Source organism: Bradyrhizobium sp. 191, assembly GCF_023100985.1.
In the GTDB taxonomy this organism is placed as follows: domain Bacteria; phylum Pseudomonadota; class Alphaproteobacteria; order Rhizobiales; family Xanthobacteraceae; genus Bradyrhizobium; species Bradyrhizobium diversitatis.
In genome coordinates this window covers 6,569,961-6,593,534 of sequence record NZ_CP064692.1, presented here as the reverse complement: position 1 = coordinate 6,593,534, position 23,574 = coordinate 6,569,961, and the positions used below count along the sequence as shown (strand labels likewise).

The following is a 23,574-nucleotide window of genomic DNA, read 5'->3' as shown; positions in this document are numbered from 1 at the left end:
TGCTCACGCCGGCCGATGCGGCCCTCTATCGCACCATCCGGCGAAATCTGAGCGACGCGGCCCCCGGTGATGCCGGAACCGTTCTCGTTGCTACCGCGATCGCTTAACCGCCGCCCCGACGCTCCGCGATCAATCTCAGCCACGCTGCCGAGTGAAACGCGCTCATCAAGACATACATCGGCACCATTCCGCCGAGCAGAGATCCCTGCCCGGCGGCACACAGCAGATCTGCCGGCCCACCCCCGGTCATGGCCGTCAGCGCGGCCATGATCGCGAAGGTCGGCGTGGCCGCCAGAGTGAGCCATCGGGCGACGTGACGTGCGGTCGCCGCGCCGTCGCGGCCGGCGCCGACAGTTGCGCTGACGGGACTAGTCACGTCCTTCCGCAGCCTCTTTGCGAAAGGCCTTCTCGCCGGCGTCCGAGATCTCGACCCATTTCTCGTCGGGCGCGGCGCCCTCGGTGTAGCTGTCGTGCCAGTTCCACCATTTGTAGGTCGGCGTCTGCGGATAGCCCTCCGGCGAGTCCTCCCACACCTCCTGGCGGCCGAGCGGGGTGATGTCGAGATAGTTCCAGGTGCCGCCCATCTGCTCGTCGCCCCGGCTCTTGACGAAATAGGTACGAAAGATGCGGCTGCCGTCGCGGTAGAACACATTCGTCCCGTGCCATTCGCCGACGCCGAAATCGGCATCGAAGCTGTCGGTGATGGTGACCCAGGGCATGGTCCAACCCATCCGCTTCTTCAGCCGCGCGATGTCGGCCTGCGGCGCGCGCGAGGCGAACACCAGCGTGGTGTCGCGGGCGTTGAGGTGCGCGACATGGGCGACCTGGTCCGCCACCATGGAGCAGCCGCGGCAGGCATGATCGGGCCAGCCGAACACGCCGGGCTCGAAGAACGCGCGGTAGACGATCAGCTGCCGCCGGCCCTGGAACAGGTCGAGCAGACTGAGCTTGCCGCCGGGCCCCTCGAACGCATAGGTTTTGTCGACAGCCATCCAGGGCATCCGGCGCCGCTCGGCGGCCAGGGCATCGCGGGCACGGGTATGCGCCTTTTCCTTCACGAGCAGTTGCTGACGGGCTGCCTCCCAGTCCTGCGGCGACACCACCGGCGGTGTCTGCATGGCGGTCTTTCCGTGCGTCGCTGCGTTGTCTGCTGAACTCATCATGGTCCTCCAATTCCCTTGCCTGGGCGAAGCTCCGCCGCACCTTGACGGTCGCGGAACCGATCGTCCCTCGCCGCACATCGTCGGCCGTCAACGATTTCTGGCACCGGACAGCTGCGCGGTGGGAGTAACAAGTGTGGCGGGATTGACATGGAGTCGCTGATCACCGCCGCGGCGCGCGCGCTCGAAGCCGGCGATCCACTCGGCGCGCTGAACCGCGTTGCGTTGCGCAACGATGCGCCGTCGCTCGCGCTGCGCGGCATCGCGATGGCGCAGCTCGGCGATCTCGCCAAGGCCAAGACGCTGCTGCGAAGCGCCGCGCGCGGCTTCGGTCCGCGCGAGGCGGTGGCACGCGCAAGATGCGTGGTGGCCGAAGCCGAGATCGCGCTGGTCTCGCGCGATCTGAGCTGGCCGGTGAAGACCCTCGCGGCGGCACGCGCGACGCTCGAAAACCATGGCGATCTCGCCAATGCCGCCCATGCAGGCCACATCGAGGCGCGGCGTTTGCTTCTGGTCGGGCGCCTCGACGAGGCCGAGCGCACGCTGGCCGAGGTCCGTCCTGCGCCGCTCCCGCCCGCCTCCCAAGTCGTCCGCGAGCTCGTGGTCGCCGGCATCGCCATCAGGCGGCTCAGAACGAAAGACGCGCGCACGGCCCTCAGCCGCGCGGCTCACGCGGCGCGTCTGGCGAAAATCCCGGCGCTGGTGGCCGAGGTCGACAGCGCGAGCCTCATGCTCGACACGCCGGCAGCGCGCCTGATCACGCGCGGCAGCGAACATCCGTTGCTGCTCGGAGAGATCGAACGACTGGCGACCTCGACGGCGCTCGTCGTGGACACCTTCCATCATGTCGTGCGCAGGCAAGGCGTCGTCGTGCCGCTCGGAACGCGGCCGGTGCTGTTCGCGCTCGCTCGCCTGCTGGCGCAGGCATGGCCCGCCGACGTCTCGCGAGAGGCGTTGATATCAGGCGCCTTTCACGCAAGGCACGCCGATGAATCGCACCGCGCGCGATTGCGCGTCGAGATCGGACGGCTCCGCACCAAGCTGAAGCCACTGGCCGAAATCAGCGCGACGAAGCCGGGCTTTGTGCTGACGCCGCGGAAGACGCGCGACGTCCTCGTGCTGGCGCGGCCCCTCGAGGAGAAGCACGCGGCCGTGCTGGCCTTTCTCGCCGACGGCGAGCCATGGTCGAGCTCGGCGCTCGCAGTTGCGCTTGGGATCAGTCCGCGCACCGTGCAGCGGGCGCTCGACGAGCTGGCGCGGTCGCACAAGGTGCAGTGCTTCGGACACGGACGGGCACGCCGCTGGATGACGCCGCCTGTTCCGGGTTTCCCGACAGGCTTGTTACTCCCCACGCTGCTCCTGAAGACGTAGGATGCGCGCAAGCATCAGGGAGCGAGCACATGAAACGTTCAGCCGCCGAGATCGTCACCGAGTATGGGCCCTTTCCTGGCGTGGAAGCCGTGCATGGCGTCAGCTACGACGGCAAGCATGTCTGGTTCGCATCCGGCGACAAGTTGAACGCTTTCGATCCGGCGAGCGGCAAGATCGCGCGCTCCATCGACGTCGCCGCGCATGCGGGAACGGCGTTCGACGGCCGGCACCTGTTCCAGATCGCCGAGGATCGCATCCAGAAAATTGATGCCGCCTCGGGCGAGGTGCTCAGCACCATTCCGGCACCCGGCGGCGGCGGCGATTCCGGCCTTGCCTGGGCCGAGGGCTCGCTCTGGGTCGGACAATATCGCGAGCGCAAGATCCATCAGGTCGATCCCGACACGGGAAAGGTCCTCCGCACCATCGAGAGCAAGCGTTTCGTGACCGGGGTGACCTGGGTCGACGGCGAGCTCTGGCACGGCACCTGGGAGGGCGAGGAGAGCGATGTGCGGCGAATTGACCCTGATACGGGCAAGGTGCTGGAGCAGCTCGACCTGCCCGCCGGAACGGTGGTGTCGGGGTTGGAATCCGACGGCGGCGACCGATTCTTCTGCGGCGGCGGAGATCGCGGCAATGTGAGGGCGATCCGCCGTCCTCGGCGCGGCTAAAGCATGATCCGGAAAAGTGCGCGGCGGTTTTCCGAAAAGATCATGCTTAAACGACAGCCTGGAGCGCGATGCCGATTCATCCCGATCGCATCGCGCTTTAGCCCGCAATGCTTGAAGGCCTGGTAGCGGCGCGTTCGCTTCCGTTAACCTGTTCGCCCCAATTCCACCCCACCGGTGCGCTCTAGCGCCCTCTTCGCCCGCCCTGTAGAATCCCACCGGGGCTGCTTGGGGGATTGATGCGACCGACGTTGAATCTGAAGACCATCCTGATCGGCCTGGCAGTGCTCGCGGCGTCGTTCTTCATCAGCCTGAAGGCGATGGACTTCCTGTCGCCGCACGCGCCGAACTCGGCGCCGCCGGTCGCACAACTGCCGCCGCTGCCGCCGGCGTCGAAGAGCTCCATCGTCATCGCACCGGTCGCCATCGCGCTGTCGGCGATCCGCGAGCAGGCCGAGAAGGCCGCGCCGCGCAATTTCGCCGGCAAGGCCGACAACCCGATCTCGCAGATCCTGGAGAACGCCGATATCGGCTGGTCCGCGGCGCGCGGCCCGATGGCAGCTAGCGGCGACAAGGACGTGCTGACGATCTCGACGCCGCTCAGCGGCAAGCTGAACGTGACGGGGTCGCTGTCGTCGACAGCCACGGGCGCGCTCGGCGACGCGCTCGGCAGCGTGCTCGGCGGTGACGCGGCGAAACGGATCGGCGCCGTCAACATCAAGAACCTGAACGCCAGCGCCGAGATCAAGGGCAACGTGGTCGTCACCTCGCGCCCGAAGCTCGCGGCCGCCTGGCATCTGGAGCCCAATCTCGGCGCCCAGGTCAATCTCGGCGACACCAATCTCGCGGTCGCCGGCGCCAAGGTCAACGTGCCGGCGCAGGTGAAGCCGCTGATCGACAAGACGGTCGGCGAGCAGATCAACGCGGTCGCCGAACGCATCCGCAACGATCCTTCGCTGCGAGAGAACGCCAGGGTGCAATGGGCCAAGGCGTGCCGCTCGATTCCGCTGCAAGGCTCGGGCTCCTCGGCCGCGCTGCCGCCGCTCTGGCTCGAGATGAAGCCGGTGCGCGCGATCGCGGCGCAGCCGCGCGTCGATGCGCAGGCCGTGACGCTGCTGCTCGGCCTCGAGGCCGAGACACGTGTCACCTCGGCGGCGACCAAGCCGGAGTGTCCGTTTCCCGACAAGATCTCGATCGTGCCGCCGACCGGCACCGGTGTGAGCATCGGCGTGCCGATCGACGTACCGTTCACCGAGATCAACAAGCTGATCGCAGCGCAGATGGTCGGCCGCACCTATCCCGAGGACGGCTCCGGCCCGGTCGACGTCACCGTCAAGAGTGCCAACGTGACCCCTTCGGGCGACCGGCTGCTGATCTCGCTTCTGGTGCGCGCCAAGGAGAAGAAGAGCTGGTTCGGGCTCGGCGCCGAGGCGACCGTGCACATCTGGGGCCGGCCGATTCTCGACCAGGCACGGCAGACACTACGGCTCGACGACATCGAGCTCGCGGTGGAATCCGAGGCCGCCTTCGGCCTGCTGGGCGCCGCCGCGCGCGCGGTGGTGCCGCAGCTGCAGCAGGCGCTGTTGCAGAGGGCAACGCTCGATCTGAAGCCGATCGCTGCGAACGCCCGCGAGAAGATCGCGGCCGCAATCGCCGACTACCAGAAGAGCGAGGACGGCCTCAAGGTCGAGGCCAAAATCGACAGCCTGACGCTCGCCGACATCGCCTTCGATTCCAAGACCCTCCGCGTGGTCGCGGAAGCCGGCGGAACGCTGAACGTGTTCGTGACGAAGCTGTCGGGAATGTAGCGCCCTTACAGAGCTATCGCATTTGACTTTGTTGCGCGACCTGCGCGCACGCCTCGTCCTTCGAGACGGCGCTTACGCGCCTCCTCAGGATGAGGCTATTCGGCCTCAGTGCCCTTTGAACTGCAGCCACGCACTCCGTCCTCATCCTGAGGAGCCCGCCCAAGGCGGGCGTCTCGAAGGATGGCCGCAGGAAAGAGCTCTGAAATGCAATAGCCCTGCCACTCACCGGACCCGCACACGTCCTCGTCGCTTGCGCCGCTGGCATTCTCGCTGCACGATGCTAATCTCGCAAGGCATTGGACGGGACAACGCGAGGACGACATGGAAGCCGGCATGGTCACACCTGCGCCGGCACTGGTACGCTTTTCCGGCATTCAGAAGACCTATGATGGCGAGCATCTCGTGGTGAAGAACCTCGATCTCGACATCAGGAAGGGCGAGTTCATCACCCTGCTCGGCCCCTCGGGCTCGGGCAAGACGACGACGCTGATGATGCTGGCCGGCTTCGAGGTGCCGACCCATGGCGAGATCTATCTCGCGGACCGCCCGATCAAGAACGTGCCGCCGCACAAGCGCGACATCGGCATGGTGTTCCAGAACTACGCGCTGTTTCCGCACCTGACGATCGCGGAAAACATCGCCTTCCCGCTCTCCGTTCGCAAGTCGAGCAAGGCGGACGTTCAGGACCGCGTGAGGGCGGCGCTGCGCATGATCAAGATGGAAACTTTTGCGCACCGGCGGCCCGGGCAGCTGTCCGGCGGTCAGCAGCAGCGCGTGGCGCTGGCCCGCGCGCTGGTTTTCAATCCGCAACTCGTGCTGATGGACGAGCCCCTTGGCGCCCTCGACAAGCGTCTGCGGGAGCAGATGCAGCTGGAGATCAAGCAACTGCACGAGACCACGGGCATCACGATCGTCTACGTCACCCACGATCAGAGCGAAGCGCTCACCATGTCGGACCGCATCGCCGTGTTCAACGACGGCATCGTGCAGCAGATCGACAAGCCCGATGCGCTGTATGAGCATCCGGTGAACAGCTTCGTCGCTCACTTCATCGGCGAGAACAACGTGCTCCCCGGCACCGTGGAAACCGTCGAAAGTGACTATTGCCGCGTCGCGCTGGCCGGTGGCGGCACTGTCGCCGCAAGGGCGGTCAACGTGTCAGGCGCGGGCGCATCGACCTCCCTGTCGGTGCGGCCGGAGCGTGTCGCGATTGTTCGGGATGGCAGCGCCAGCGAAGGACCGAACCGGCTGCCGGCAAAAGTGCAGAACACCATCTATCTCGGCGATCACGCGCTGGCTGTGCTCGAGGTCGCCGGCAACGGCGAGTTCATGGTCAAGCTTCAACCGGGAGCGCATCACAGCCTCCCACAGGGCGAATGCGTCTTCATCACCTTCCGCCCCGAGGACTGCCTGGCCCTCGATCCCGTCTGATCAGGACCCGCCTCGATCAACCTCAACGCAACTCACATGTAGAAGGAAAAAGAACCATGTTGAAGCGCAAGATTGGCAAGATCGCTCTGGGTTTGGTCGCGGCACTGAGTGCCAGTGCTGCGCTGGTCACGGTTGTAGAAGCGCGCGACCTCACCGTCGTATCGTGGGGCGGCGCGTATCAGGATGCGCAGAAGAAGGTCTATTTCGAGCCGTTCAAGAAAGCTTCCGGGATTCCCATGAACGACGAGTCCTGGGACGGCGGCGTCGGCGTGTTGCGCGCCAAGGTGCAGGGCGGCGCCGCCACCTGGGACGTCGTCCAGGTCGAGAGCGACGAGCTGGCGGTCGGCTGCGAGGAAGGCCTGTTCGAGAAGCTGGATTATGCCAAAATCGGCGGCGAGGCCGCCTATATCCCGCCATCGGTCAACCCTTGCGGCGTCGGCGCCATCCTCTACGATTTCGTTCTCGGCTACGACAAGGACAAGCTGAAGCAGGCCCCCGGCGGCTGGGCCGACTTCTTCGACACCAGGAAGATTCCGGGCAAGCGCGCCTTGCGTCAGGGCCCGAAGACCACGCTGGAAATCGCCCTCATGGCCGACGGCGTAGCGCCGAAGGACGTCTACAAGGTGCTGGCGACCGACGAAGGCATCGATCGCGCGTTCAAGAAGCTGGACACCATCAAGGGCGACATCGTTTGGTGGAAGGCCGGCGCCCAGCCGCCGCAATTGCTCGCCTCCGGCGAGGTGGCGATGACCTCGGTCTACAATGGCCGCATCGACACCGCGAACAAGAACGAGAAGAAGAATTTCGGCATGGTGTGGGACGGCGCGCTGTTCACCCTCGACAGCTGGGTCATCCTGAAGGGGAGCCCGAACAAGGACGCGGCCTACAAGTTCCTGGACTTCGTCGGCAAAGCGGAGAACCAGTCAAAGCTGTCGGAGAACATTGCCTATGGCACGTCGAACAAGGATGCCGCCGGACGGCTCCCAGCCGCCGTCCTGAAGGATCTGCCGACCGCGCCTGACAACATCAAGAACGCGGTCGAGATCAACGTTGCCTTCTGGCTCGAGAACATCGACCGCCTGACCGAGCGTTTCAACAAATGGGCGGCGAAATAGCAAGCGACCGAACCGTTGTATGGCGCAGGCGGAGGGAAAAACGTGGCGGATAGCTCGCCCGCGGCGCATCCTTCGAGACGCCCGCCTACGGCGAGCCCTCAGGATGAGGTCTAAGTCTGTGGCAACGATTCTACAGGCACCGATCTCGAGGAGCCTCATCCTGAGGAGGCCGCGAAGCGGTCGTCTCGAAGGACGAGGCGCTTGCTCAGGCCGCGCCGAAAGGCCACATGCAATAGCCCGCTCCGAATTGGCGAGTGATGTCCGTTCAAAAGGGCTCGTGCCATGACGGATGCACTCTTGACCGGCGCCGATGCGTCGACCGAGGTGCCGCTCAAGCGCCGATTGAGGCGCGCCGAGCGGACACGCCAGCTCAAGGCGTTGGCGCTGGTAGCACCGCTTCTCGTCTTCCTGCTCTTCACCTTCGCAGGTCCGATCGCCGGCATGCTGTGGCGCTCGGTCGAGGACTGGGAGGTGCGTCAGGTCCTGCCGAACACCTTGGCTGCGCTCGCCGCGTGGGACGGCAAGGACCTGCCGGACGAAACCGCCTATGCTGCGCTGGCAAGCGACATCCTGGCGGCGCGCGCCTCCGGCACCATCGCCATCGCAGCCAAGCGGCTGAACTACGCGCTGAACGGCTTCCGCACGATCCTGACCAGCACGGCTCGCAATCTGAAGGCGGAGCCGGAGCGAGGGACGGCCAAGGAGACGCTGGGCAGGATCAACCCGGCCTGGCGCGAACGCACCACCTGGACGACGATCAAGAGCGCCGGCGGTCCACTGACCAGCTTCTACCTGCTTGCGGCGCTCGACCTGACGCGGAGCGTGGACGGCGCGATCGTCGCGGCCCCGCCGGACCAGGCCATCTATCGCAGCCTGTTTGCCCGCACCTTCATCATCAGCCTCAGCGTCACCGCACTCTGCCTGATCCTCGGCTTCCCGGTCGCTTACCTCCTGGCGACGCTGCCGCCGGCCCGGTCGAATCTGCTGATGATCTTCGTGCTGCTGCCGTTCTGGACGTCGCTTCTGGTCCGCACCTGCGCCTGGATCGTCCTGTTGCAGAGCAAGGGAGTCGTGAACGACGGCCTGCTGTGGCTCGGCATCGTCGACGAGCCGCTCCGCCTGATCTACAACCGCTTCGGCGTCTGCGTGGCCATGACCCACGTTCTGTTGCCGTTCATGATCCTGCCGCTATACAGTAGCATGAAGGCGATCTCGCCTGCCTACATGCGTGCCGCCGCTTCGCTCGGCGCGCCACCCCTCACCGCCTTCCTGCGGATCTACCTGCCGCAGACCCTGCCCGGGATCGGCGCGGGAAGCCTGCTCGTTTTCATCCTGGCGCTCGGCTACTACATCACGCCGGCCCTCGTCGGCGGCGCCGCCGACCAGATGATCAGCTACTTCATTGCGCTCTACACGACCGAGACGGCCAATTGGGGCCTCGCTTCGGCTTTGGGTGCGGTGCTGCTGCTGGCCACCGTTCTGCTCGCCCTCGTCTACGGCAAGCTGGTGCAGGGACAGCAGGTCACGGGAGGCATGAAGAATTGAGCGATAGCCCCTCCCTCCGCACGCCCAGCCAGCGCATCGCGTGGACCGCGACGATCATCGTCTCCACGCTGGTGTTCGTCTTCCTGATCGCGCCGATCCTGGCGATCATGCCGCTGTCCTTCAGCTCGGGCTCGTACCTCACCTATCCGCTGCCGGGCCTCTCCTTGCGCTGGTACGACGATTTCATCAGTTCGCCGCGCTGGATGAACTCGCTGAAGAACAGCATGATCATCGGCGTCGCCTCGACGGCGCTGTGCATGGTCCTTGGCACGACGGCCGCGCTGGGGTTGGCGCAGTGGAAGAGCCGGTTCAAGCCGCTCGTGCTGGCTTTCGTGCTGTCGCCGGTGGTCGTGCCGGGGGTCATCACCGCGGTCGGCCTGTATTTCTTCTTCGCACCGATCGGGTTGACCGGCAGTTATCTCGGCCTGATCCTGGCCCACACCGCGCTGGCGACGCCCTTCGTGGTGATCACGGTCGGTGCGACGCTGCAAAGCTTCGACACCAATCTGGCACGCGCCGCCGCCTCGCTCGGCGCCTCGCCGCTTCAGGCGTTCCGCCGCGTGATCCTGCCGCTGATCCTGCCGGGCTTGGCGTCGGGTGCGCTGTTCGCCTTCGCGACCAGCTTCGACGAGGTCGTGATCGTGCTGTTCATGGCAGGCCCCGAGCAGCGCACCCTGCCGCGCGAGATGTTCAGCGGCATCCGCGAGAACATCAGCCCGACCATCACGGCAGCGGCGGTGATTCTGACGACGGTCTCGGTCATCCTCCTCGCCACCCTGGAAGGCCTGCGCCGGCGCAACGAACGGCTAAAGGGCACCGGGGCCTGACCGGCGGCGTCGCAATTTCGTGGCGAGCTGCTCGCGATGGCGAAAAGACACGACAGCGCGCCCAGTGAGAACCGGGCGCGCTTCGTTCAGGCAGTTACGCGAGCCGCATTACTCCGAGTACTTGAACTCGGGCATGTTCTTCAGCTCGTCCTTGCTGGCGTTGAACACGGCGTGGTCCGGATACCATTTCGACGTGGACGACGTCGCGGTCGCAGCGGGCCTGTCGGTCGCAGCGCCGGTGGTGGTGGTGGTGGTCGCGCCCGGCTTGGCGCTCGTGCCGGTATAGGCGACGGCCTCGTTGACGAACTTCAGCTTCTCATAGGGCACGGCGACCAGATGCTCGCCCACGCCGAGGAAGCCACCGACGCCGATCACGGCGATCTTGATGTCGCCGTTCTTGTCCATCAGCAGATCATTGATCGTGCCGATGTTCTCGTTGGCTTCGTTGTAGACCTTCAGGCCGTCCATCTTGGACGTACGCCACTGGCCCGACGCGGTCGTGGATGTCGTGGTGGCGGCCGCGGTCGGCGCCTTGTCGGTGGTGGCGGTCGGCGCTTGCGCGAACGCGGCGGTTGCAAGAAGTGCGGTGCCGGCAAGGCCGGCGGCGATCGATTTCGTCAGCATGTTTGTCCTCTCCTTCACAGAAAACTCGTGCGGGGAAAACAGCGCTGATCACTTGCAGTTCCTTGCGCGCCGCAATTTCGTCGCGCAATGCGCGAGCGGGAGCCACAACTATTGTTCCTGCGTCACTCAGGAACATTTTGCGATGCACGGTTCCCCGCCGACAATCATGCGCCCTGGGCGACGCATGACCGCGGCGAGGACTGCGCCGACCTCAACTCGCTCAGGTCAGCTCTTGAAGTCGATCAGGAGCGCGGAGAAATCCGAGCTGCTCGATGAGCTGCCGTTGGCGCCGTAGGACGATGCCGACGATTGCGACTGTTGCAGCGCCTGCAGGAACTGCTGGAGGATCTCGGCCGTGGTCTGGTCCGTCGAGCTGTTGCTCGAGTCCGTCGTCGTCGAATCCGAAGAGTCGTCGTCCGGCGGCGGACCGGGCGGCGGGCCGCCTGCGCCACCCGCGCCGCCCGCGAAGGCGGATTGAAACACGCTTTTCAGCTCCTCGGCCTGGTCCGAGGTCAGCGTCCCGTTCGACACTTCATTCGAGATGAGGTCGTCGATCTTCGACTGCATCTCCTCCCTGGAGGGAGGCGCACCGCTCGACTGGTCGCTCGATCGGCTCTGCTGGAGCGCCGTGTCGATATCGGTCAGCGCCGTCGAGAGCGCGGACTGGTCCGACGACGAGATCGTGCCGGCGGAGACTTGCGATTGCAATTCCTGCTGAAGCCGCTGGAGCGGCGATTGATAGCTGCCGGCGGACGCCGCCGAAATCGAGGTCATGATGGCTCCGTGGTTGTTGCGGGGTTTCGTCGCCGACCACGCCACGGTATGGTTAACGGCCTTAACGCAGTCTTGCCACTCCGCCATCCGTCGATTGCCGCTCGTTTCAGGCAACCGAACAGAAACAAATCGAAACAAAAATATTCGCCATTTGGCCCGAATCTTGGTCAAACAAATCGCATGGCCATCCCCAATCCCAACATCCTGGTCGTCGAGGACGACCGCGAAACCCGGGCGTTGATTGCGAAATATCTGCGCAGCAACGCCTGCAACGTCACCGCCGTGGGCGATGGCCGCGAGATGTCGCGCGCGATGGCCGACCATCGCGTCGACCTCATCATTCTCGACGTCATGCTGCCCGGCGAAGACGGCCTCAGCCTGTGCCGCAAGGTGCGCGCCGAATCGCAGACGCCGATCATCATGCTGACCGCGCGCGGCGAGGACGTCGATCGCATCGTCGGCCTCGAGATGGGCGCGGACGACTATCTGCCGAAGCCGTTCAACCCGCGCGAGCTGCTCGCCCGCATCAACGCGGTGCTGCGCCGCCAGGCCGCGGCGCAGGCGGCGAGCGCGGTCGAAGGCGCGAGCACGCTGGCCTTCGAAGGCTGGCGCATCGATCTGCGCCTGCGCGAATTGCGCAATCCCGAGGGCGCGCGCGTTGCGGTGACCAGCGCCGAGTTCGATCTGCTCAGGACGTTCTGCGAGCGGCCGGGCCGCGTGCTGTCGCGCGATAGCCTGCTCGATCTCACGCAGGGACGCAACGCCGGCTCGTTCGAGCGCTCCATCGACGTGCTGGTCAGCCGCATCCGCCGCAAGATCGAGCCGAATCCGGCCGATCCCACCCTGATCAAGACGGTGCGCTCCGGCGGCTACCTGTTCACGCCGAGGACGGAAGCGGTCGCGACGCCTCTGAGCGGCTGAGCCTGCCGAAGATGAAGCCGCCCGGGTTCTTCCACCTCAACGGCATCGGCGGGCAGATCGCCGCGCTGGTGCTGGCGTCGACTGTCGCGCTCCATCTCGTCGTCACCACCGCTTTCCTGATCGGCCGGCCCGACCGCCAGGAGACGCCGCCGGACGGCGCCCATCAACTAACCGATGCCGCACAGCTGCTCGGCGCGGCCGAGGCGAGCGAGCGGCCGCGCCTCGTCGCCGATCTGGCGCGCGCCTTTCCCAGGCTCGGCATCGAGATGCTGGCACCCGGCACCGCGGCCGTCGAGACGAGCGACAGTCCGCACCTGCGCGAGATGCGCCGCCACCTCCCCCCGGGCTTCAAGGCGGTGCAGCTCGCCCCGGACGGGAATGCGCGCCGCGTCGGCATCGAATTTCCCGACGGCACGGTGATCGCAGCCCGTGGCGATGGCGGCCCGCGGCCGATGTTCTGGGGCGCGCCCTGGCTGATGGCGCTGATGACCGCCTTCATCTGTGTCACCGTGCTTGGCCTGTGGGCGGCGCGTACGCTGACGAGGCCGCTGTCGTCCTTCGCCAAGGCCGCCGAGAATTTCAGTCTCGACCGCACCTCCGAGCCGCTGCCCGAGCGCGGGCCGGAAGAGATCCGCCAGGTCGCGCGCGCGCTCAACCGCATGCAGGAGCGGATCGCGCGGCTGATGGCGGATCGCACGCGGATGCTGGCCGCGATCAGCCATGATCTGCGCACGCCGATCACGCGGCTGCGCCTGCGTGCCGAGTTCATCGAGGACGAGGGCAACCGCAGGCGCATGCTGATCGATCTCGACCAGATGCGCTCGATGCTGGAATCGGTGCTGTCGCTGCTGCGCAACGATCGCAAGATCGAGGCCTTGACGCTGGTCGACATCGCCAGCACGCTCCAGCTCATCGCCGACCAGTTCGGCGACATGGGTCATGTCGTGCGATACGACGGGCCGGCGTCCGCGACCGCCGCCGCGCGGCCCGACGATCTGCATCGCGGCGTCACCAACCTGGTCGAGAACGCGGTGCGCTTCGGTGCCGAGGTGACGATCCGTCTCGTCGTCTCGGGCACGACGCTCGTCATCGACGTCGAGGACGACGGCCCCGGCATTTCGGATGCGCGCAAGCAGGAGATGCTGGAGCCGTTCGTGCGCGGCGACGACGCACGCACCATGGACGAGTCCACCGGCTTCGGGCTCGGCCTCTCGATCGCGCGCGCGATCGCAATCACCCATGGCGGCGAGCTGTCGCTGCACGACCGCGAGCCGCACGGCCTGATCGTGCGGATGCGATTGCCGATCTGGCAGGAGCCGCGGCTCGCGGCTTGACGCACCTCACGCCGCGAGCGGCGGGTGCTCGACAGCCTCATGCGGGAAGATGGCCACCGCCTCGAAGCGATAGTTGCAGGCGCGGCAGGTCCACAGGTAGGAGACGCGCCCCTCGCCCGGCTCGATCCAATCCGGCTGCGCGATCGGCGTGCCGCACTGGGCGCAAGGGTTGTGTCTGGGGATGTCGCCGGTGTGTGCACTGACGAGGCTGGCTTTTGTCATGGCACCTCTCCCGATTTGCAGCGCTTGCGTGCTCGCTTTCGCGAGCCGGCACGAATAGACAGGCGTGCTGTCGCGAGCGGGGGTCATCCGCCCCGGAAGCCCGATTACGCCAGCTTTGAGTCGTAACGGCGGCACGGCACCGCAAAAACGTCAGCGGCGTCGTTTGGTCACATCATCGCCGCGTTCGGGGGCCTAAAGCATGATCCGGAAAAGTGCATCGCGGTTTTCCGAGCAGATCATGCTCAAACAATAAGGCAGCCGGACCCAGGTAAGTCGGGAATAAATGATGAAAATTTTACGCGTTGCCGCGCTGCTCGCGGCCGGATCGATTTTGCCGCAGGCCGCTATTGCCGGCGAAGCCGAATATGCCGAGATGGTCGCAGCCCATGCCCGCGCCAACGGCGTGCCGGAAGCGTTGGTGCATCGCGTCATCATGCGCGAAAGCCGCTATCAGCCGCACCTCGTCGGCCGTGGCGGCACGATCGGGCTGATGCAGATCAAGCTCGCGACCGCCCGCGGCGTCGGCTACACCGGCGATGCCGCCGGCCTGCGCGATCCCAACACCAACCTCACCTATGCGGTCAAATACCTCGCCGGCGCCTATCGCGCCGCCAACGGCGATCATGCCCGAGCTGTGCGTTATTTCGCGGGCGGCTATTACTACGCTGCAAAGCGCCAGCGCCAGGAAGCCGTGCAACTCGCCAATGCGGGCGAGACCGTGGGTCAGCCCTGGCTCGAGCCGAACGGCAATCCGCAGCCGATGTTCGGAACCGCGCCGACGCACAGGAAGCTCGCCCAGCGCGTCCGCAACGCGCGGGCGCAGGCCTCGCAGTAGCCTCATGTCCCGGACAAGCAGCAGCGCGAAGCGCTGCTGCGCGGAGCCGGGACCCAGCAACCTCACGCTCCAGCCTTGTGCCCCGGCTCTGCGACGCACCACGCCGCAAAGGGCGGCGCGCTGCATCGCGTCCGGGGCACAGTTCCGGCCAACACGCGTTGACACCGGCCGCCACTGGCATACATTAGCACCGTTCCGAGGGGTGCTCCGAGGAGGAGCTGAGATACCGCTAAATGGGCAATAACGCCCAGGACCGCGGTGACCCTTTGAACCTGATCCGGGTCATGCCGGCGAAGGGACAGGGATGTTGCAGACCACCAAGCGACCGGATTCCCCGGTATCCATCATCGGCGCAGGCATTGCGGGAGCCTGGCAGGCCTTGCTGTTCGCGCAGGCGGGTCACGCCGTGACCTTGCACGAGCGCGGTGACGAGGCGATGACGGACGCCACCAGCCATTGGGCCGGCGGCATGCTCGCGCCCTATTGCGAGGCCGAGGTCGCAGAACCCATCATCAGCCGCCTCGGGCTGCGCTCGCTTCATATCTGGCGGCGCGAGCTGCCCGACACGCCTTTCAACGGCTCGCTCGTCGTCTCCCATCCGCGCGAGCGCAACGATTTCGAGCGCTTCGCCCGGATGACCGCGGGCCACGAGCGGCTCGACGCCGCGGGCCTTGCCGCGCTGGAGCCCTCGCTGGAGGGACGCTTCCGCGACGCGCTGTTCTTCCCGGCCGAGGGCCATGTCGAGCCGCGCCGCGTGCTGCCGAAGCTGCACGAGCGCATCCGCGCCGCCGGCGGCACCATCAGGTTTTGCAGCGACGTCACCGCAGACGACCTCGCGAACCTGGCTCCCAAGGGCGTCGTGATCGACTGCCGCGGCATCAGTGCCCGCGACGAACAGCCCGAGCTTCGCGGCGTCAAGGGCGAGATGATCCTGATCGAGACCAATGAGGTGCAGCTGGCGCGCCCGGTGCGGCTGATCCATCCGCGCTGGCCGCTCTACGTGATCCCGCGCGAGGCCGGCCTGTTCATGCTGGGCGCGACCTCGATCGAGGCGGAGGACACCGGCGTCAGCGTGCGCTCGGCGCTGGAGCTTTTGGGCGCGGCCTATACGGTGCACCCGGCGTTCGGCGAGGCCCGCATCCTCGAATTCGGCTCAGGGCTTCGGCCTGCCTATCCCGACAACCTGCCACGCATCGGCATCCATGGCGGCAGGATCAGCGTCAACGGGCTCTACCGCCACGGCTTCCTGATCGCGCCTGCTCTCGCCGAGCTGACGCTGGCCTATGTCCAGCGCGGCCAGATCGACAATGAGGTGATGCAGTGCGGGTGATCGTCAACGGAGAGCAGCGCGAGGTCAGCGCGGCCAGCGTCGATGCGCTGCTCGCCGAGCTCGACTACGAAGGCACCCATTTCGCCATCGCGCTCAATTACGACGTCGTGCCGAAAAGCCGCTGGGCCGAGACCGCCCTGAAGGCCGGCGACGAAATCGAGATCATCACGCCGCGGCAGGGAGGGTGAGCGGGATGAGTGAAGCTATCGCCGTCCTTCGCCTCTCCCCGCCTGCGGGGAGAGGCCGGAATTTGCAAAGCAAATTCCGGGTGAGGGGGACTCTCCGCGAGTCCAACTCTCACCGTCCCCGCGGAGGCTCCCCCTCACCCATAGCCGATGCTGCGCATCGGCGTTCTACTAAGAAGAGCGGCGGCCGCAGGCCGCCGATGCCTCTCCCCGCAAGCGGGGCGAGGGAGCGCACTGAATTCGAGGAAACACCGACATGGTGACCTTCTACGGCAAAACCTTCTCTTCCCGCCTCCTGATCGGCAGCGCGCTCTATCCCTCGCCCGCGATCATGCAGGACGCGATCCGCGCCTCCGGCGCCAACATCGTCACGGTGTCGCTGCGGCGCGAATCCGCCGGCGGCAAGACCGGGGACGCGTTCTGGAAGCTGATCCGCGAGCTCGACGTGTCAGTGCTGCCGAACACGGCGGGATGCCGCACCGTGCGCGAGGCGGTGACCACCTCCAAGCTCGCGCGCGAGTTGTTCGGCACGAATTGGATCAAGCTCGAAGTCATCGCCGACAACGACACGCTGCAGCCCGACGTCGTCGGCCTGGTCGAAGCTGCCAGCATCCTGGTCAAGGACGGCTTCGAGGTGTTCCCCTATTGCACCGAGGATCTCTCGGTCGCGAGCCGCCTGGTCGAAACGGGGTGCAAGGTGGTGATGCCGTGGGCCGCGCCCATCGGCAGCGCCAAGGGCATCACCAACCGCGACGCGCTGAAGCTGCTGCGCGACCGGCTGCCCGACATCACGCTGGTGGTCGACGCCGGCCTGGGCGCGCCCAGCCACGCGGCCCAGGCGCTCGAGCTCGGCTACGACGCCGTGCTGCTCAACACCGCAATCGCCAAGGCCGCCGATCCCGTCGCCATGGCCAACGCCTTCCGTCTCGGCTGTGATGCCGGCCGCACCGCTTACGAGGCCGGGCTGATGAACGCCCGCGATTTCGCCTCCCCCTCCACCCCTGTCGTTGGGACCCCGTTCTGGCATGCCGTATCCTGATCGTTTCTATCCCGTCGTCGACAGCCTCCAATGGGTCGAACGCCTGACCAGGCTCGGCGTCGGCACCATCCAGCTGCGCGCGAAGGAGCTCGACGATTCCCAGGCGCTGCAGATCGTCAGTGACGCGCTGGCGATCACGAAAGGCACGCAGGCCAAGCTGGTGGTGAACGACTATTGGCGCGCGGCGGTCGTCGCCGGCGCAGAATATCTGCATCTCGGCCAGGAGGATCTGGCCGACGCCGACCTCAAGGCGATCCGCGAGGCCGGCCTCAAGCTCGGTATCTCCACCCACGACGACGCCGAGCTTGCGGCCGCGCTCGAAGCCCAGCCCGACTACGTCGCGCTCGGCCCGATCTTCTTCACCACGCTCAAATCGATGCGCTTCGAGCCGCAGGGCATTCCAAAAATCACGGAATGGAAGAAGCGCATCGGCAACATCCCGCTGGTCGCCATCGGCGGCATCAAGTTCGAGCACGCCGCGGAGATCTTTGCCGCCGGCGCGGATTCGATCGCGGTGGTCAGCGACGTGACGCAAAGCCCCGACCCCGATGCCCGCGTGCGGCAATGGCTTGGCTTATCCAAGGAGGCGCCGTGATGCAGCCCCCGCTCTCTCCACGTCATTGCGAGCGCAGCGAAGCAATCCAGGATCTTTCCGCGGAGGCAGTCTGGATTGCTTCGTCGCAAGGGCTCCTCGCAATGACGGAGCAAGAATTCACCGCCGTCGTTCCAACGCACGCAGAACAGAATTAAACCGGAGGATCCCATGAACATCCGCTCCAACCCGCAACAGACCGTCCCCGCCGTCACCACCGGCCCCCTTCCCTCCTCGCGCAAGATCTTCGCGACGCCGGACGCCGCGCCCGACCTGCGCGTGCCGCTGCGCGAGATCATCCTCTCCGAAGGCGCGGGCGAGCCGAACCTGCCGGTCTACGACACGTCCGGCCCCTACACCGATCCGAGCGTCACCATCGACGTCAACGCCGGCCTGCCGCGCAACCGCAAGGCCTGGGTGCTGGAGCGCGGCGGCGTCGAGGAATATGAGGGCCGGCAGATCAAGCCGGAGGACAACGGCAGCGTCTCCACCGACAAGGCCGCGCGTGCGTTCAGCGCCTATCACAAGCCGCTGCGCGGCCTCGACGGCCACAAGATCACCCAGCTCGAATTCGCCCGCGCCGGCATCATCACCAAGGAGATGATCTACGTCGCCGCGCGCGAGAATCTTGGCCGTAAGCAACAGCTGGAGCGCGCCGAAGCAGCCCTCGCCGACGGCGAAAGCTTCGGCGCCTCCGTGCCCGCCTTCATCACGCCGGAGTTCGTGCGCGACGAGATCGCGCGCGGCCGCGCCATCATCCCCTCCAACATCAACCACAGTGAACTCGAGCCGATGATCATCGGCCGCAACTTCCTGACCAAGATCAACGCCAATATCGGCAACTCGGCGGTGACCTCGTCGGTCGAGGAAGAGGTCGAGAAGATGGTGTGGGCGATCCGCTGGGGCGCCGACACCGTGATGGACCTCTCGACGGGCCGCAACATCCACACCACCCGCGAATGGATCTTGCGCAACGCGCCGGTGCCGATCGGCACCGTGCCGATCTACCAGGCGCTGGAGAAGTGCAACGGCGATCCGGTAGCGCTGACCTGGGAGCTCTACAAGGACACCCTGATCGAGCAGTGCGAGCAGGGCGTCGACTATTTCACCATCCACGCCGGCGTGCGCCTGCAATACATCCACCTCACCGCCAACCGCGTCACCGGTATCGTCTCGCGCGGCGGCTCGATCATGGCGAAGTGGTGCCTCGCGCATCACAAGGAAAGCTTCCTCTACACGCATTTCGACGAGATCTGCGACCTCATGCGCAAGTATGACGTCTCGTTCTCGCTCGGCGACGGCCTGCGTCCCGGCTCGATCGCCGACGCCAACGACCGCGCGCAATTCGCGGAGCTGGAGACGCTCGGCGAGCTCACGAAGATCGCCTGGGACAAGGGCTGCCAGGTCATGATCGAGGGCCCCGGCCACGTGCCGATGCACAAGATCAAGATCAACATGGACAAGCAGCTGAAGGAGTGCGGCGAGGCGCCGTTCTACACGCTTGGACCGCTGACCACCGACATCGCGCCGGGCTATGACCACATCACCTCAGGCATCGGCGCGGCCATGATCGGCTGGTTCGGCTGCGCCATGCTCTGCTACGTCACGCCGAAGGAGCATCTCGGCCTGCCCGACCGCAACGACGTCAAGACCGGCGTCATCACCTACAAGATCGCCGCCCACGCCGCCGACCTCGCCAAGGGCCACCCCGCCGCGCAACTGCGCGACGACGCCCTCTCCCGCGCGCGGTTCGAATTCCGCTGGACCGACCAGTTCAACCTCGGCCTCGACCCCGAGACCGCGAAGAACTTCCACGACGAGACCCTGCCGAAGGAAGCCCACAAGGTCGCCCATTTCTGCTCGATGTGCGGCCCAAAATTCTGCTCGATGAAGATCACCCAGGACGTGCGGGATTACGCCGCGACGCTGAACGATCCGAACAGCGTGGGCATGTCGATGAGCGGGACGGCCGAGGACGGCATGGCCAGGATGAGCGCGAAGTTCAAGGAGATGGGCGAGAGCTTGTACCTGGATGCTGAGAAGGTGAAGGAGAGCAATCGGGTGTTGTGAGGGGGCGATTCTTTCGAGTTTTGCTCAACTTAGGCGGGTGACAAACGCACGGCGGCCCGTTAAGCTGACGACCCCTAATAAGGGAGATCAGCGTGAGACGCCGACAACAGCTCGATGTATTGCGCATTGATAGACTAGCAACAAAATGCTGCGGTGAAATCCTCGCCGCAGCCGTGCTGGCTGCGGCGCCCGACGGGGTAAGCACAATAGAGCAGGCGGCAACCTACGCCGAGAACAACGAGGTTATCTCGATCGAATTAGTCAAGAAGGACCTATTCTTTGGATGGATCTACGAAGACCTGATCTCGATTAAGCACTCGCTTTCACAGATTAACTTTGAAGAAATTGAGCAGTTTGACCGAGCGAAACAGGATACTTTTAGAGTATTGGATATTCACCTCATCGCGATTTGTGAGAGGATCGAAAATAATACCTCCGGCATCAAAGCCTGCATTAAGAAGATCTTTGCGAACCTAACAAAACGCCCAAAGATTTCGCACATCGCGCTTCAGCTCTTAGTGTCTGTCCGGGAACATCTTGAATCATCGGAATCATTTGTGATTCAAGGGTGGCGGTCCGATTCGAAGGGGCGCCCATGTGGACGAAGGAGAACCGCGGTCGTTACGACCGAAGCCGGCTACGCTATCCAAGCGATTTGACTGATGAGGAATGGGCGTTGGTGGAGCCGCTGATTGCGCCAGCCAAGCGAGGCGGCAACAAGCGCACGGTCGATGTGCGCGAGGTGATCAATGGCCTGATGTATGTGCTGAGCACCGGTTGCCAATGGCGAGCGATCCCGAAGGACCTGCCGCCACGCAGCACGGTGCACGACTATTTTGACTTGTGGGCTTGGAACGGCACGCTCGATCGCATCCATCACGCGCTCTATGTACAATGTCGAGAATTGGCCAACCGAGAACCCAGCCCGAGCGCCGCCATCATCGACAGTCAAAGCGTCAAGAGCGCGGAAAAAGGGGGGCGTGGATCGACCCGCATGGCTACGATGCGGGCAAGAAGATCAAGGGCAAGAAGCGCCACATCCTAGTCGATACTCAAGGCTTGCTGCTCCACGCCCTCGTGCATTCGGCGGACATCCAGGATCGTGACGGTGGGGTGCTGGTGATGGCCACGCTGTTTGGCCTGCATCCATTCCTGCTGAAGCTTTATGCTGACGGCGGCTATCAGGGGCCGATCTTTCAGTCCGCCGTTCGCAAAATCCTCCGGCAAATCGACGTCGAGATCGTCAAGCGCTCCGATACAGCAAAGAGTTTTGCGATCTTGCCCAAGCGATGGATCGTCGAACGCACCATCGCCTGGCTCAACCGCTGCCGCCGTTTGGCCAAGGATTGGGAGTGCCTCAACCGAAAGGCATTGGCGTTCTTGCGCCTCGCCTCAATCCGCCTCATGCTGCGAAAGCTCTGCCAAAAAACAGCATGATCCCGGACAGACTCTTAGCTGAGATATCGCAGAGCGCCGAAACGATAAGAAGCATCTGCCTACTACTATTGAAGCCCTGGCTTTATCGACTAATGGATCGACGGATAATCCTTGCGCTAATTGCCCTGTCTATACTCTCCATTCCCGGTTGGTACATTTGGAATGCTCTCGATTCGTCTGCCGGACAATCTTCTAACGTAGTCGATGCTTTTGCAGATAAGATTCACCGAGACGTGCATCGGTTTCATAGCGTGGCGAACGACAAGAATTACCTGACCCTGATTTGGACGATGTTTGCGTTTGTTTGGGACAGCCTGTTGAAGCTACCATCAATCTTTGTTGCCTTGGCGATCGCTTTGCAAATCCTACGGCGGTTCCTGAAAGCCAACAGCAATGCCTCCCTTCGTATTGGCGCCTACGAAAAACTGCTCCGAAAATTATCTGCCAGCTTCGGAGCAACAGGAGGACCGACCTTTACTATCGCAAAATACAATATTTCCGGCGGGGCTATCGGCGCAGTGGGCGATCAAGCGCAAGCAAACAACTTCCGCCAACAGAATTGACAAGGCGGCACTCCCTTAAATTCCTCAAGGAAAGGTATGACCATGGGAACGTATAACATACACGGCGGCACTCAGGCGGCCGTTGGCGACAACGCTCACGCTGAGAATTTCACTCAGAACTCGCCGGCCACGAAAGAACTCATCTCGCTTAGCGCGGAGCTAAAAACGAGAGCCAAAACACCGGAAGAGCTGTCTGCGGCCCAAAATGTTGCCGACGCTGAAAGAGCGGCTAACAGCGGAGACACGCAGACGGCACTTCAGAAGCTCGGCGCCGCAGGCACGTGGGCATTGCAAGTCGCGACGGAGCTTGGAAAAGATATCGTCGCCAAGGCGATAACAAAACAGCTGGGACTATAGTCTAACGCGCGGGACCGACGCCATCTCGTTGAAATGACCTGTCGAGCGATGGACCTATCGATCCCGCTCAAGGCTTTCGGCGTAAATTTGTTGCGAGTTCTTTTGGAAGCGCTCCTCCTTAGCGAGACGAAACATGATCAATAAAGACGATGTCATCAAAGCACCTCGACAATTGGAGCCGCTCACTTACACATTCGGGGGAGTCATAACGACCCATGCCGAAACTTCGATCTACAGGGTCTCTCCAAGAGTTCCAGCCCAACAACAATCCAAACGAAAGCGCTTTCATCACAACAACAGCCTCTGGGAAGCGCTCATCGACAAAAGGCTGACTCACGGATCGCCGATTGACCTAGAGAGCTTCTTCATTTTCGAATGGTTTCCAAGATCCCCCGGACTTTACTGGACAGAGCGCGGACGACAGGCAAGAGCGCAAGCCAAAGCCAGGGTGATCGAGATCAACAAAGGCAGCGTGATATACGATCCGCATGGGAAACAATCGATGCTGGATGGAGGCATCGGAAATATTCGACTGGGCCCGATTTTAATAGGCTCTCAACAATGGATACTTATGTCGGCATCCTCTAATGGAAATTGCCACGAGGGCTTTCCAATTGCGATTTCTAGCGCACTGTTCAGGGAAATCTTCGATGAGATCAGATCGCGCGGAGCATGCGTCAGAACAATTTCGGGCCAGTTAAGAATGATACCATCGCAGCTATCAGAGGTTTATCACGGCTACACGGGCGTCCCGAAGTTTTATCTTGAAGTTGAAGACCTCACAGCGCCGAGAGAACAAAAAAGTCGTTCAATGGAGGAATTGGAGGTCTCGCTCGCTGTTAGCTTCAAGGGAACGGTAAATGGAAAAGACGGTATCTACGCTGCCTATGTAACGCATGATCCCAGCAGCAAAAAGTCGTTCGATGAACAGATCGGCTGGATGCGAGACAAATACGTGCGAGCCTACAATGGGACAATATTGACAGATTTCGATGAACAAGAGAACCATTTTCCCGAAGCGCGTTTCAGCCTAAAGAAAGTCATGAGTCTCCAGTTGACCAGCGGCGACTTCGAAGGGGCCGGCATTAACCTCAACGTCCAACGCCTCATTTCGATCCAAAAATTCGTCCAGAAGGAAAGCAACTACACCGTAGAAGGCGGAAGTATCGCCGCACTAGGCGACAGCGCTAGAGCTACGAACTTCACACAAAGTGCGAGTAATGCATCTCCTTCGCCTAGAAAGGCCGCAAAGAAGAGCACGCGGAAGAAGAATTAGCCAATCGGCACAATAAGTGGATTCGGGTACCGTTATTTGGCAAATTGAAAGCTGACTTACTAGGCCAAGGGTCGATATCTTCTGTCGCTTGGA

At 63.9% G+C, this 23,574-nt stretch carries 25 protein-coding genes and 1 riboswitch; of the genes, 20 read left to right on the top strand and 5 right to left on the bottom strand.

Translation table 11 applies throughout. The features are described from left to right. Positions 1-103 precede the first annotated feature (103 nt). Together IVB23_RS30905 and IVB23_RS30900 are read right to left on the bottom strand one after the other, a co-directional pair. On the bottom strand, positions 104-376 hold the full coding sequence (locus IVB23_RS30905; RefSeq protein WP_247801109.1) for a hypothetical protein: 273 nt from the start codon (positions 374-376) through the stop codon (positions 104-106). After that, positions 369-1,163: a DUF899 domain-containing protein gene (locus tag IVB23_RS30900; RefSeq protein ID WP_247801108.1), complete on the bottom strand. Its 795-nt coding sequence runs from the start codon at positions 1,161-1,163 to the stop codon at positions 369-371. Before IVB23_RS30900 ends, IVB23_RS30905 begins: the two co-directional genes overlap by 8 nt. A gap of 147 nt (positions 1,164-1,310) precedes the next feature. Between IVB23_RS30900 and IVB23_RS30895 the strand changes: the two genes are divergently transcribed. The 7 genes from IVB23_RS30895 to IVB23_RS30865 all read left to right on the top strand — a co-directional run bounded on the left by IVB23_RS30895 (position 1,311) and on the right by IVB23_RS30865 (position 9,922). After that, positions 1,311-2,531: a helix-turn-helix domain-containing protein gene (locus tag IVB23_RS30895; protein ID WP_197968183.1), complete on the top strand. Its 1,221-nt coding sequence runs from the start codon at positions 1,311-1,313 to the stop codon at positions 2,529-2,531. 29 nt (positions 2,532-2,560) lie between these two features. Further along, a complete protein-coding gene (locus IVB23_RS30890) occupies positions 2,561-3,199 on the top strand; it encodes a PQQ-binding-like beta-propeller repeat protein (RefSeq protein ID WP_061877535.1) in 639 nt (212 codons plus the stop codon). A 236-nt stretch (positions 3,200-3,435) separates the two neighbouring features. Then, positions 3,436-5,004, top strand: coding sequence for a DUF4403 family protein (locus tag IVB23_RS30885; RefSeq protein WP_247801107.1), 1,569 nt, complete (start codon positions 3,436-3,438; stop codon positions 5,002-5,004). 321 nt (positions 5,005-5,325) lie between these two features. Then, a complete protein-coding gene (locus IVB23_RS30880) occupies positions 5,326-6,435 on the top strand; it encodes an ABC transporter ATP-binding protein (RefSeq protein ID WP_061877532.1) in 1,110 nt (369 codons plus the stop codon). A 56-nt stretch (positions 6,436-6,491) separates the two neighbouring features. Then, complete coding sequence (locus IVB23_RS30875) at positions 6,492-7,550, top strand: ABC transporter substrate-binding protein (protein WP_247801106.1); 1,059 nt, start codon at positions 6,492-6,494, stop codon at positions 7,548-7,550. A gap of 282 nt (positions 7,551-7,832) precedes the next feature. Beyond that, positions 7,833-9,095 (top strand): ABC transporter permease, encoded by a 1,263-nt coding sequence (locus IVB23_RS30870; protein WP_061877530.1) that lies wholly within the window; start codon positions 7,833-7,835, stop codon positions 9,093-9,095. Continuing rightward, complete coding sequence (locus tag IVB23_RS30865; RefSeq protein ID WP_247801105.1) at positions 9,092-9,922, top strand: ABC transporter permease; 831 nt, start codon at positions 9,092-9,094, stop codon at positions 9,920-9,922. Before IVB23_RS30870 ends, IVB23_RS30865 begins: the two co-directional genes overlap by 4 nt. A 108-nt stretch (positions 9,923-10,030) precedes the next feature. On the opposite strand, the gene IVB23_RS30860 is transcribed toward IVB23_RS30865, so the two are convergent. Next, positions 10,031-10,546, bottom strand: a complete 516-nt coding sequence (locus IVB23_RS30860; RefSeq protein ID WP_061877528.1) for a PRC-barrel domain-containing protein — start codon at positions 10,544-10,546, stop codon at positions 10,031-10,033. A gap of 225 nt (positions 10,547-10,771) precedes the next feature. Next, positions 10,772-11,320: a hypothetical protein gene (locus IVB23_RS30855; protein WP_197968189.1), complete on the bottom strand. Its 549-nt coding sequence runs from the start codon at positions 11,318-11,320 to the stop codon at positions 10,772-10,774. A 180-nt stretch (positions 11,321-11,500) separates the two neighbouring features. Between IVB23_RS30855 and IVB23_RS30850 the strand changes: the two genes are divergently transcribed. Together IVB23_RS30850 and IVB23_RS30845 are read left to right on the top strand one after the other, a co-directional pair. Beyond that, positions 11,501-12,241 (top strand): response regulator, encoded by a 741-nt coding sequence (locus IVB23_RS30850; protein ID WP_247801104.1) that lies wholly within the window; start codon positions 11,501-11,503, stop codon positions 12,239-12,241. 11 nt (positions 12,242-12,252) lie between these two features. Further along, a complete protein-coding gene (locus tag IVB23_RS30845) occupies positions 12,253-13,575 on the top strand; it encodes an ATP-binding protein (RefSeq protein WP_197968190.1) in 1,323 nt (440 codons plus the stop codon). Positions 13,576-13,581: 6 nt separating this feature from the next. Here IVB23_RS30845 and IVB23_RS30840 read toward each other — a convergent pair whose 3' ends face one another. Beyond that, positions 13,582-13,797, bottom strand: coding sequence for a hypothetical protein (locus IVB23_RS30840; RefSeq protein ID WP_028178064.1), 216 nt, complete (start codon positions 13,795-13,797; stop codon positions 13,582-13,584). Between the two features lie 286 nt (positions 13,798-14,083). Between IVB23_RS30840 and IVB23_RS30835 the strand changes: the two genes are divergently transcribed. From IVB23_RS30835 to IVB23_RS30785, 11 genes are all read left to right on the top strand, one after another. Further along, complete coding sequence (locus tag IVB23_RS30835; RefSeq protein ID WP_247801103.1) at positions 14,084-14,632, top strand: lytic transglycosylase domain-containing protein; 549 nt, start codon at positions 14,084-14,086, stop codon at positions 14,630-14,632. A 188-nt stretch (positions 14,633-14,820) separates the two neighbouring features. Beyond that, positions 14,821-14,949: riboswitch (TPP riboswitch) on the top strand. After that, complete coding sequence (locus IVB23_RS30830; RefSeq protein ID WP_247801102.1) at positions 14,937-15,962, top strand: FAD-dependent oxidoreductase; 1,026 nt, start codon at positions 14,937-14,939, stop codon at positions 15,960-15,962. Its footprint overlaps the riboswitch before it by 13 nt. After that, positions 15,953-16,150, top strand: coding sequence for a sulfur carrier protein ThiS (gene thiS / locus IVB23_RS30825; RefSeq protein ID WP_247801101.1), 198 nt, complete (start codon positions 15,953-15,955; stop codon positions 16,148-16,150). Before IVB23_RS30830 ends, thiS begins: the two co-directional genes overlap by 10 nt. Before the next feature lie 253 nt (positions 16,151-16,403). Then, a complete protein-coding gene (locus IVB23_RS30820; protein WP_247801100.1) occupies positions 16,404-17,186 on the top strand; it encodes a thiazole synthase in 783 nt (260 codons plus the stop codon). Beyond that, a complete protein-coding gene (locus tag IVB23_RS30815; RefSeq protein ID WP_247801099.1) occupies positions 17,173-17,781 on the top strand; it encodes a thiamine phosphate synthase in 609 nt (202 codons plus the stop codon). Before IVB23_RS30820 ends, IVB23_RS30815 begins: the two co-directional genes overlap by 14 nt. A gap of 168 nt (positions 17,782-17,949) precedes the next feature. Further along, positions 17,950-19,848, top strand: coding sequence for a phosphomethylpyrimidine synthase ThiC (thiC, locus tag IVB23_RS30810; protein ID WP_247801098.1), 1,899 nt, complete (start codon positions 17,950-17,952; stop codon positions 19,846-19,848). Between the two features lie 92 nt (positions 19,849-19,940). Further along, positions 19,941-20,507: a hypothetical protein gene (locus IVB23_RS30805; protein WP_247801097.1), complete on the top strand. Its 567-nt coding sequence runs from the start codon at positions 19,941-19,943 to the stop codon at positions 20,505-20,507. Further along, a protein-coding gene (locus tag IVB23_RS30800) for an IS5 family transposase (RefSeq protein WP_247801096.1) occupies positions 20,444-21,285 on the top strand; the annotation gives its coding sequence in 2 pieces (ribosomal slippage) (positions 20,444-20,816 and positions 20,816-21,285; 843 coding nt in all). Before IVB23_RS30805 ends, IVB23_RS30800 begins: the two co-directional genes overlap by 64 nt. Before the next feature lie 251 nt (positions 21,286-21,536). Next, positions 21,537-21,848, top strand: coding sequence for a hypothetical protein (locus IVB23_RS30795; RefSeq protein ID WP_247801095.1), 312 nt, complete (start codon positions 21,537-21,539; stop codon positions 21,846-21,848). 36 nt (positions 21,849-21,884) lie between these two features. After that, positions 21,885-22,205, top strand: a complete 321-nt coding sequence (locus tag IVB23_RS30790; protein ID WP_247801094.1) for a hypothetical protein — start codon at positions 21,885-21,887, stop codon at positions 22,203-22,205. 133 nt (positions 22,206-22,338) lie between these two features. After that, the gene (locus tag IVB23_RS30785; RefSeq protein WP_247801093.1) at positions 22,339-23,481 is read left to right on the top strand and encodes a hypothetical protein; all 1,143 of its coding nucleotides are present in this window, start codon (positions 22,339-22,341) and stop codon (positions 23,479-23,481) included. Positions 23,482-23,574 lie beyond the last annotated feature (93 nt).

Bases quoted from the DNA above. Each gene is read 5' to 3' on its own strand.
- IVB23_RS30900 (WP_247801108.1), bottom strand. From the start codon at position 1,163: ATGATGAGTTCAGCAGACAACGCAGCGACGCACGGAAAGACCGCCATG.
- IVB23_RS30895 (WP_197968183.1), top strand. From the start codon at position 1,311: ATGGAGTCGCTGATCACCGCCGCGGCGCGCGCGCTCGAAGCCGGCGAT.
- IVB23_RS30890 (WP_061877535.1), top strand. From the start codon at position 2,561: ATGAAACGTTCAGCCGCCGAGATCGTCACCGAGTATGGGCCCTTTCCT.
- IVB23_RS30885 (WP_247801107.1), top strand. From the start codon at position 3,436: ATGCGACCGACGTTGAATCTGAAGACCATCCTGATCGGCCTGGCAGTG.
- IVB23_RS30880 (WP_061877532.1), top strand. From the start codon at position 5,326: ATGGAAGCCGGCATGGTCACACCTGCGCCGGCACTGGTACGCTTTTCC.
- IVB23_RS30875 (WP_247801106.1), top strand. From the start codon at position 6,492: ATGTTGAAGCGCAAGATTGGCAAGATCGCTCTGGGTTTGGTCGCGGCA.
- IVB23_RS30870 (WP_061877530.1), top strand. From the start codon at position 7,833: ATGACGGATGCACTCTTGACCGGCGCCGATGCGTCGACCGAGGTGCCG.
- IVB23_RS30860 (WP_061877528.1), bottom strand. From the start codon at position 10,546: ATGCTGACGAAATCGATCGCCGCCGGCCTTGCCGGCACCGCACTTCTT.
- IVB23_RS30855 (WP_197968189.1), bottom strand. From the start codon at position 11,320: ATGACCTCGATTTCGGCGGCGTCCGCCGGCAGCTATCAATCGCCGCTC.
- IVB23_RS30850 (WP_247801104.1), top strand. From the start codon at position 11,501: ATGGCCATCCCCAATCCCAACATCCTGGTCGTCGAGGACGACCGCGAA.
- IVB23_RS30845 (WP_197968190.1), top strand. From the start codon at position 12,253: ATGAAGCCGCCCGGGTTCTTCCACCTCAACGGCATCGGCGGGCAGATC.
- IVB23_RS30840 (WP_028178064.1), bottom strand. From the start codon at position 13,797: ATGACAAAAGCCAGCCTCGTCAGTGCACACACCGGCGACATCCCCAGA.
- IVB23_RS30835 (WP_247801103.1), top strand. From the start codon at position 14,084: ATGAAAATTTTACGCGTTGCCGCGCTGCTCGCGGCCGGATCGATTTTG.
- IVB23_RS30830 (WP_247801102.1), top strand. From the start codon at position 14,937: ATGTTGCAGACCACCAAGCGACCGGATTCCCCGGTATCCATCATCGGC.
- IVB23_RS30820 (WP_247801100.1), top strand. From the start codon at position 16,404: ATGGTGACCTTCTACGGCAAAACCTTCTCTTCCCGCCTCCTGATCGGC.
- IVB23_RS30815 (WP_247801099.1), top strand. From the start codon at position 17,173: ATGCCGTATCCTGATCGTTTCTATCCCGTCGTCGACAGCCTCCAATGG.
- thiC (WP_247801098.1), top strand. From the start codon at position 17,950: ATGAACATCCGCTCCAACCCGCAACAGACCGTCCCCGCCGTCACCACC.
- IVB23_RS30790 (WP_247801094.1), top strand. From the start codon at position 21,885: ATGACCATGGGAACGTATAACATACACGGCGGCACTCAGGCGGCCGTT.
- IVB23_RS30785 (WP_247801093.1), top strand. From the start codon at position 22,339: ATGATCAATAAAGACGATGTCATCAAAGCACCTCGACAATTGGAGCCG.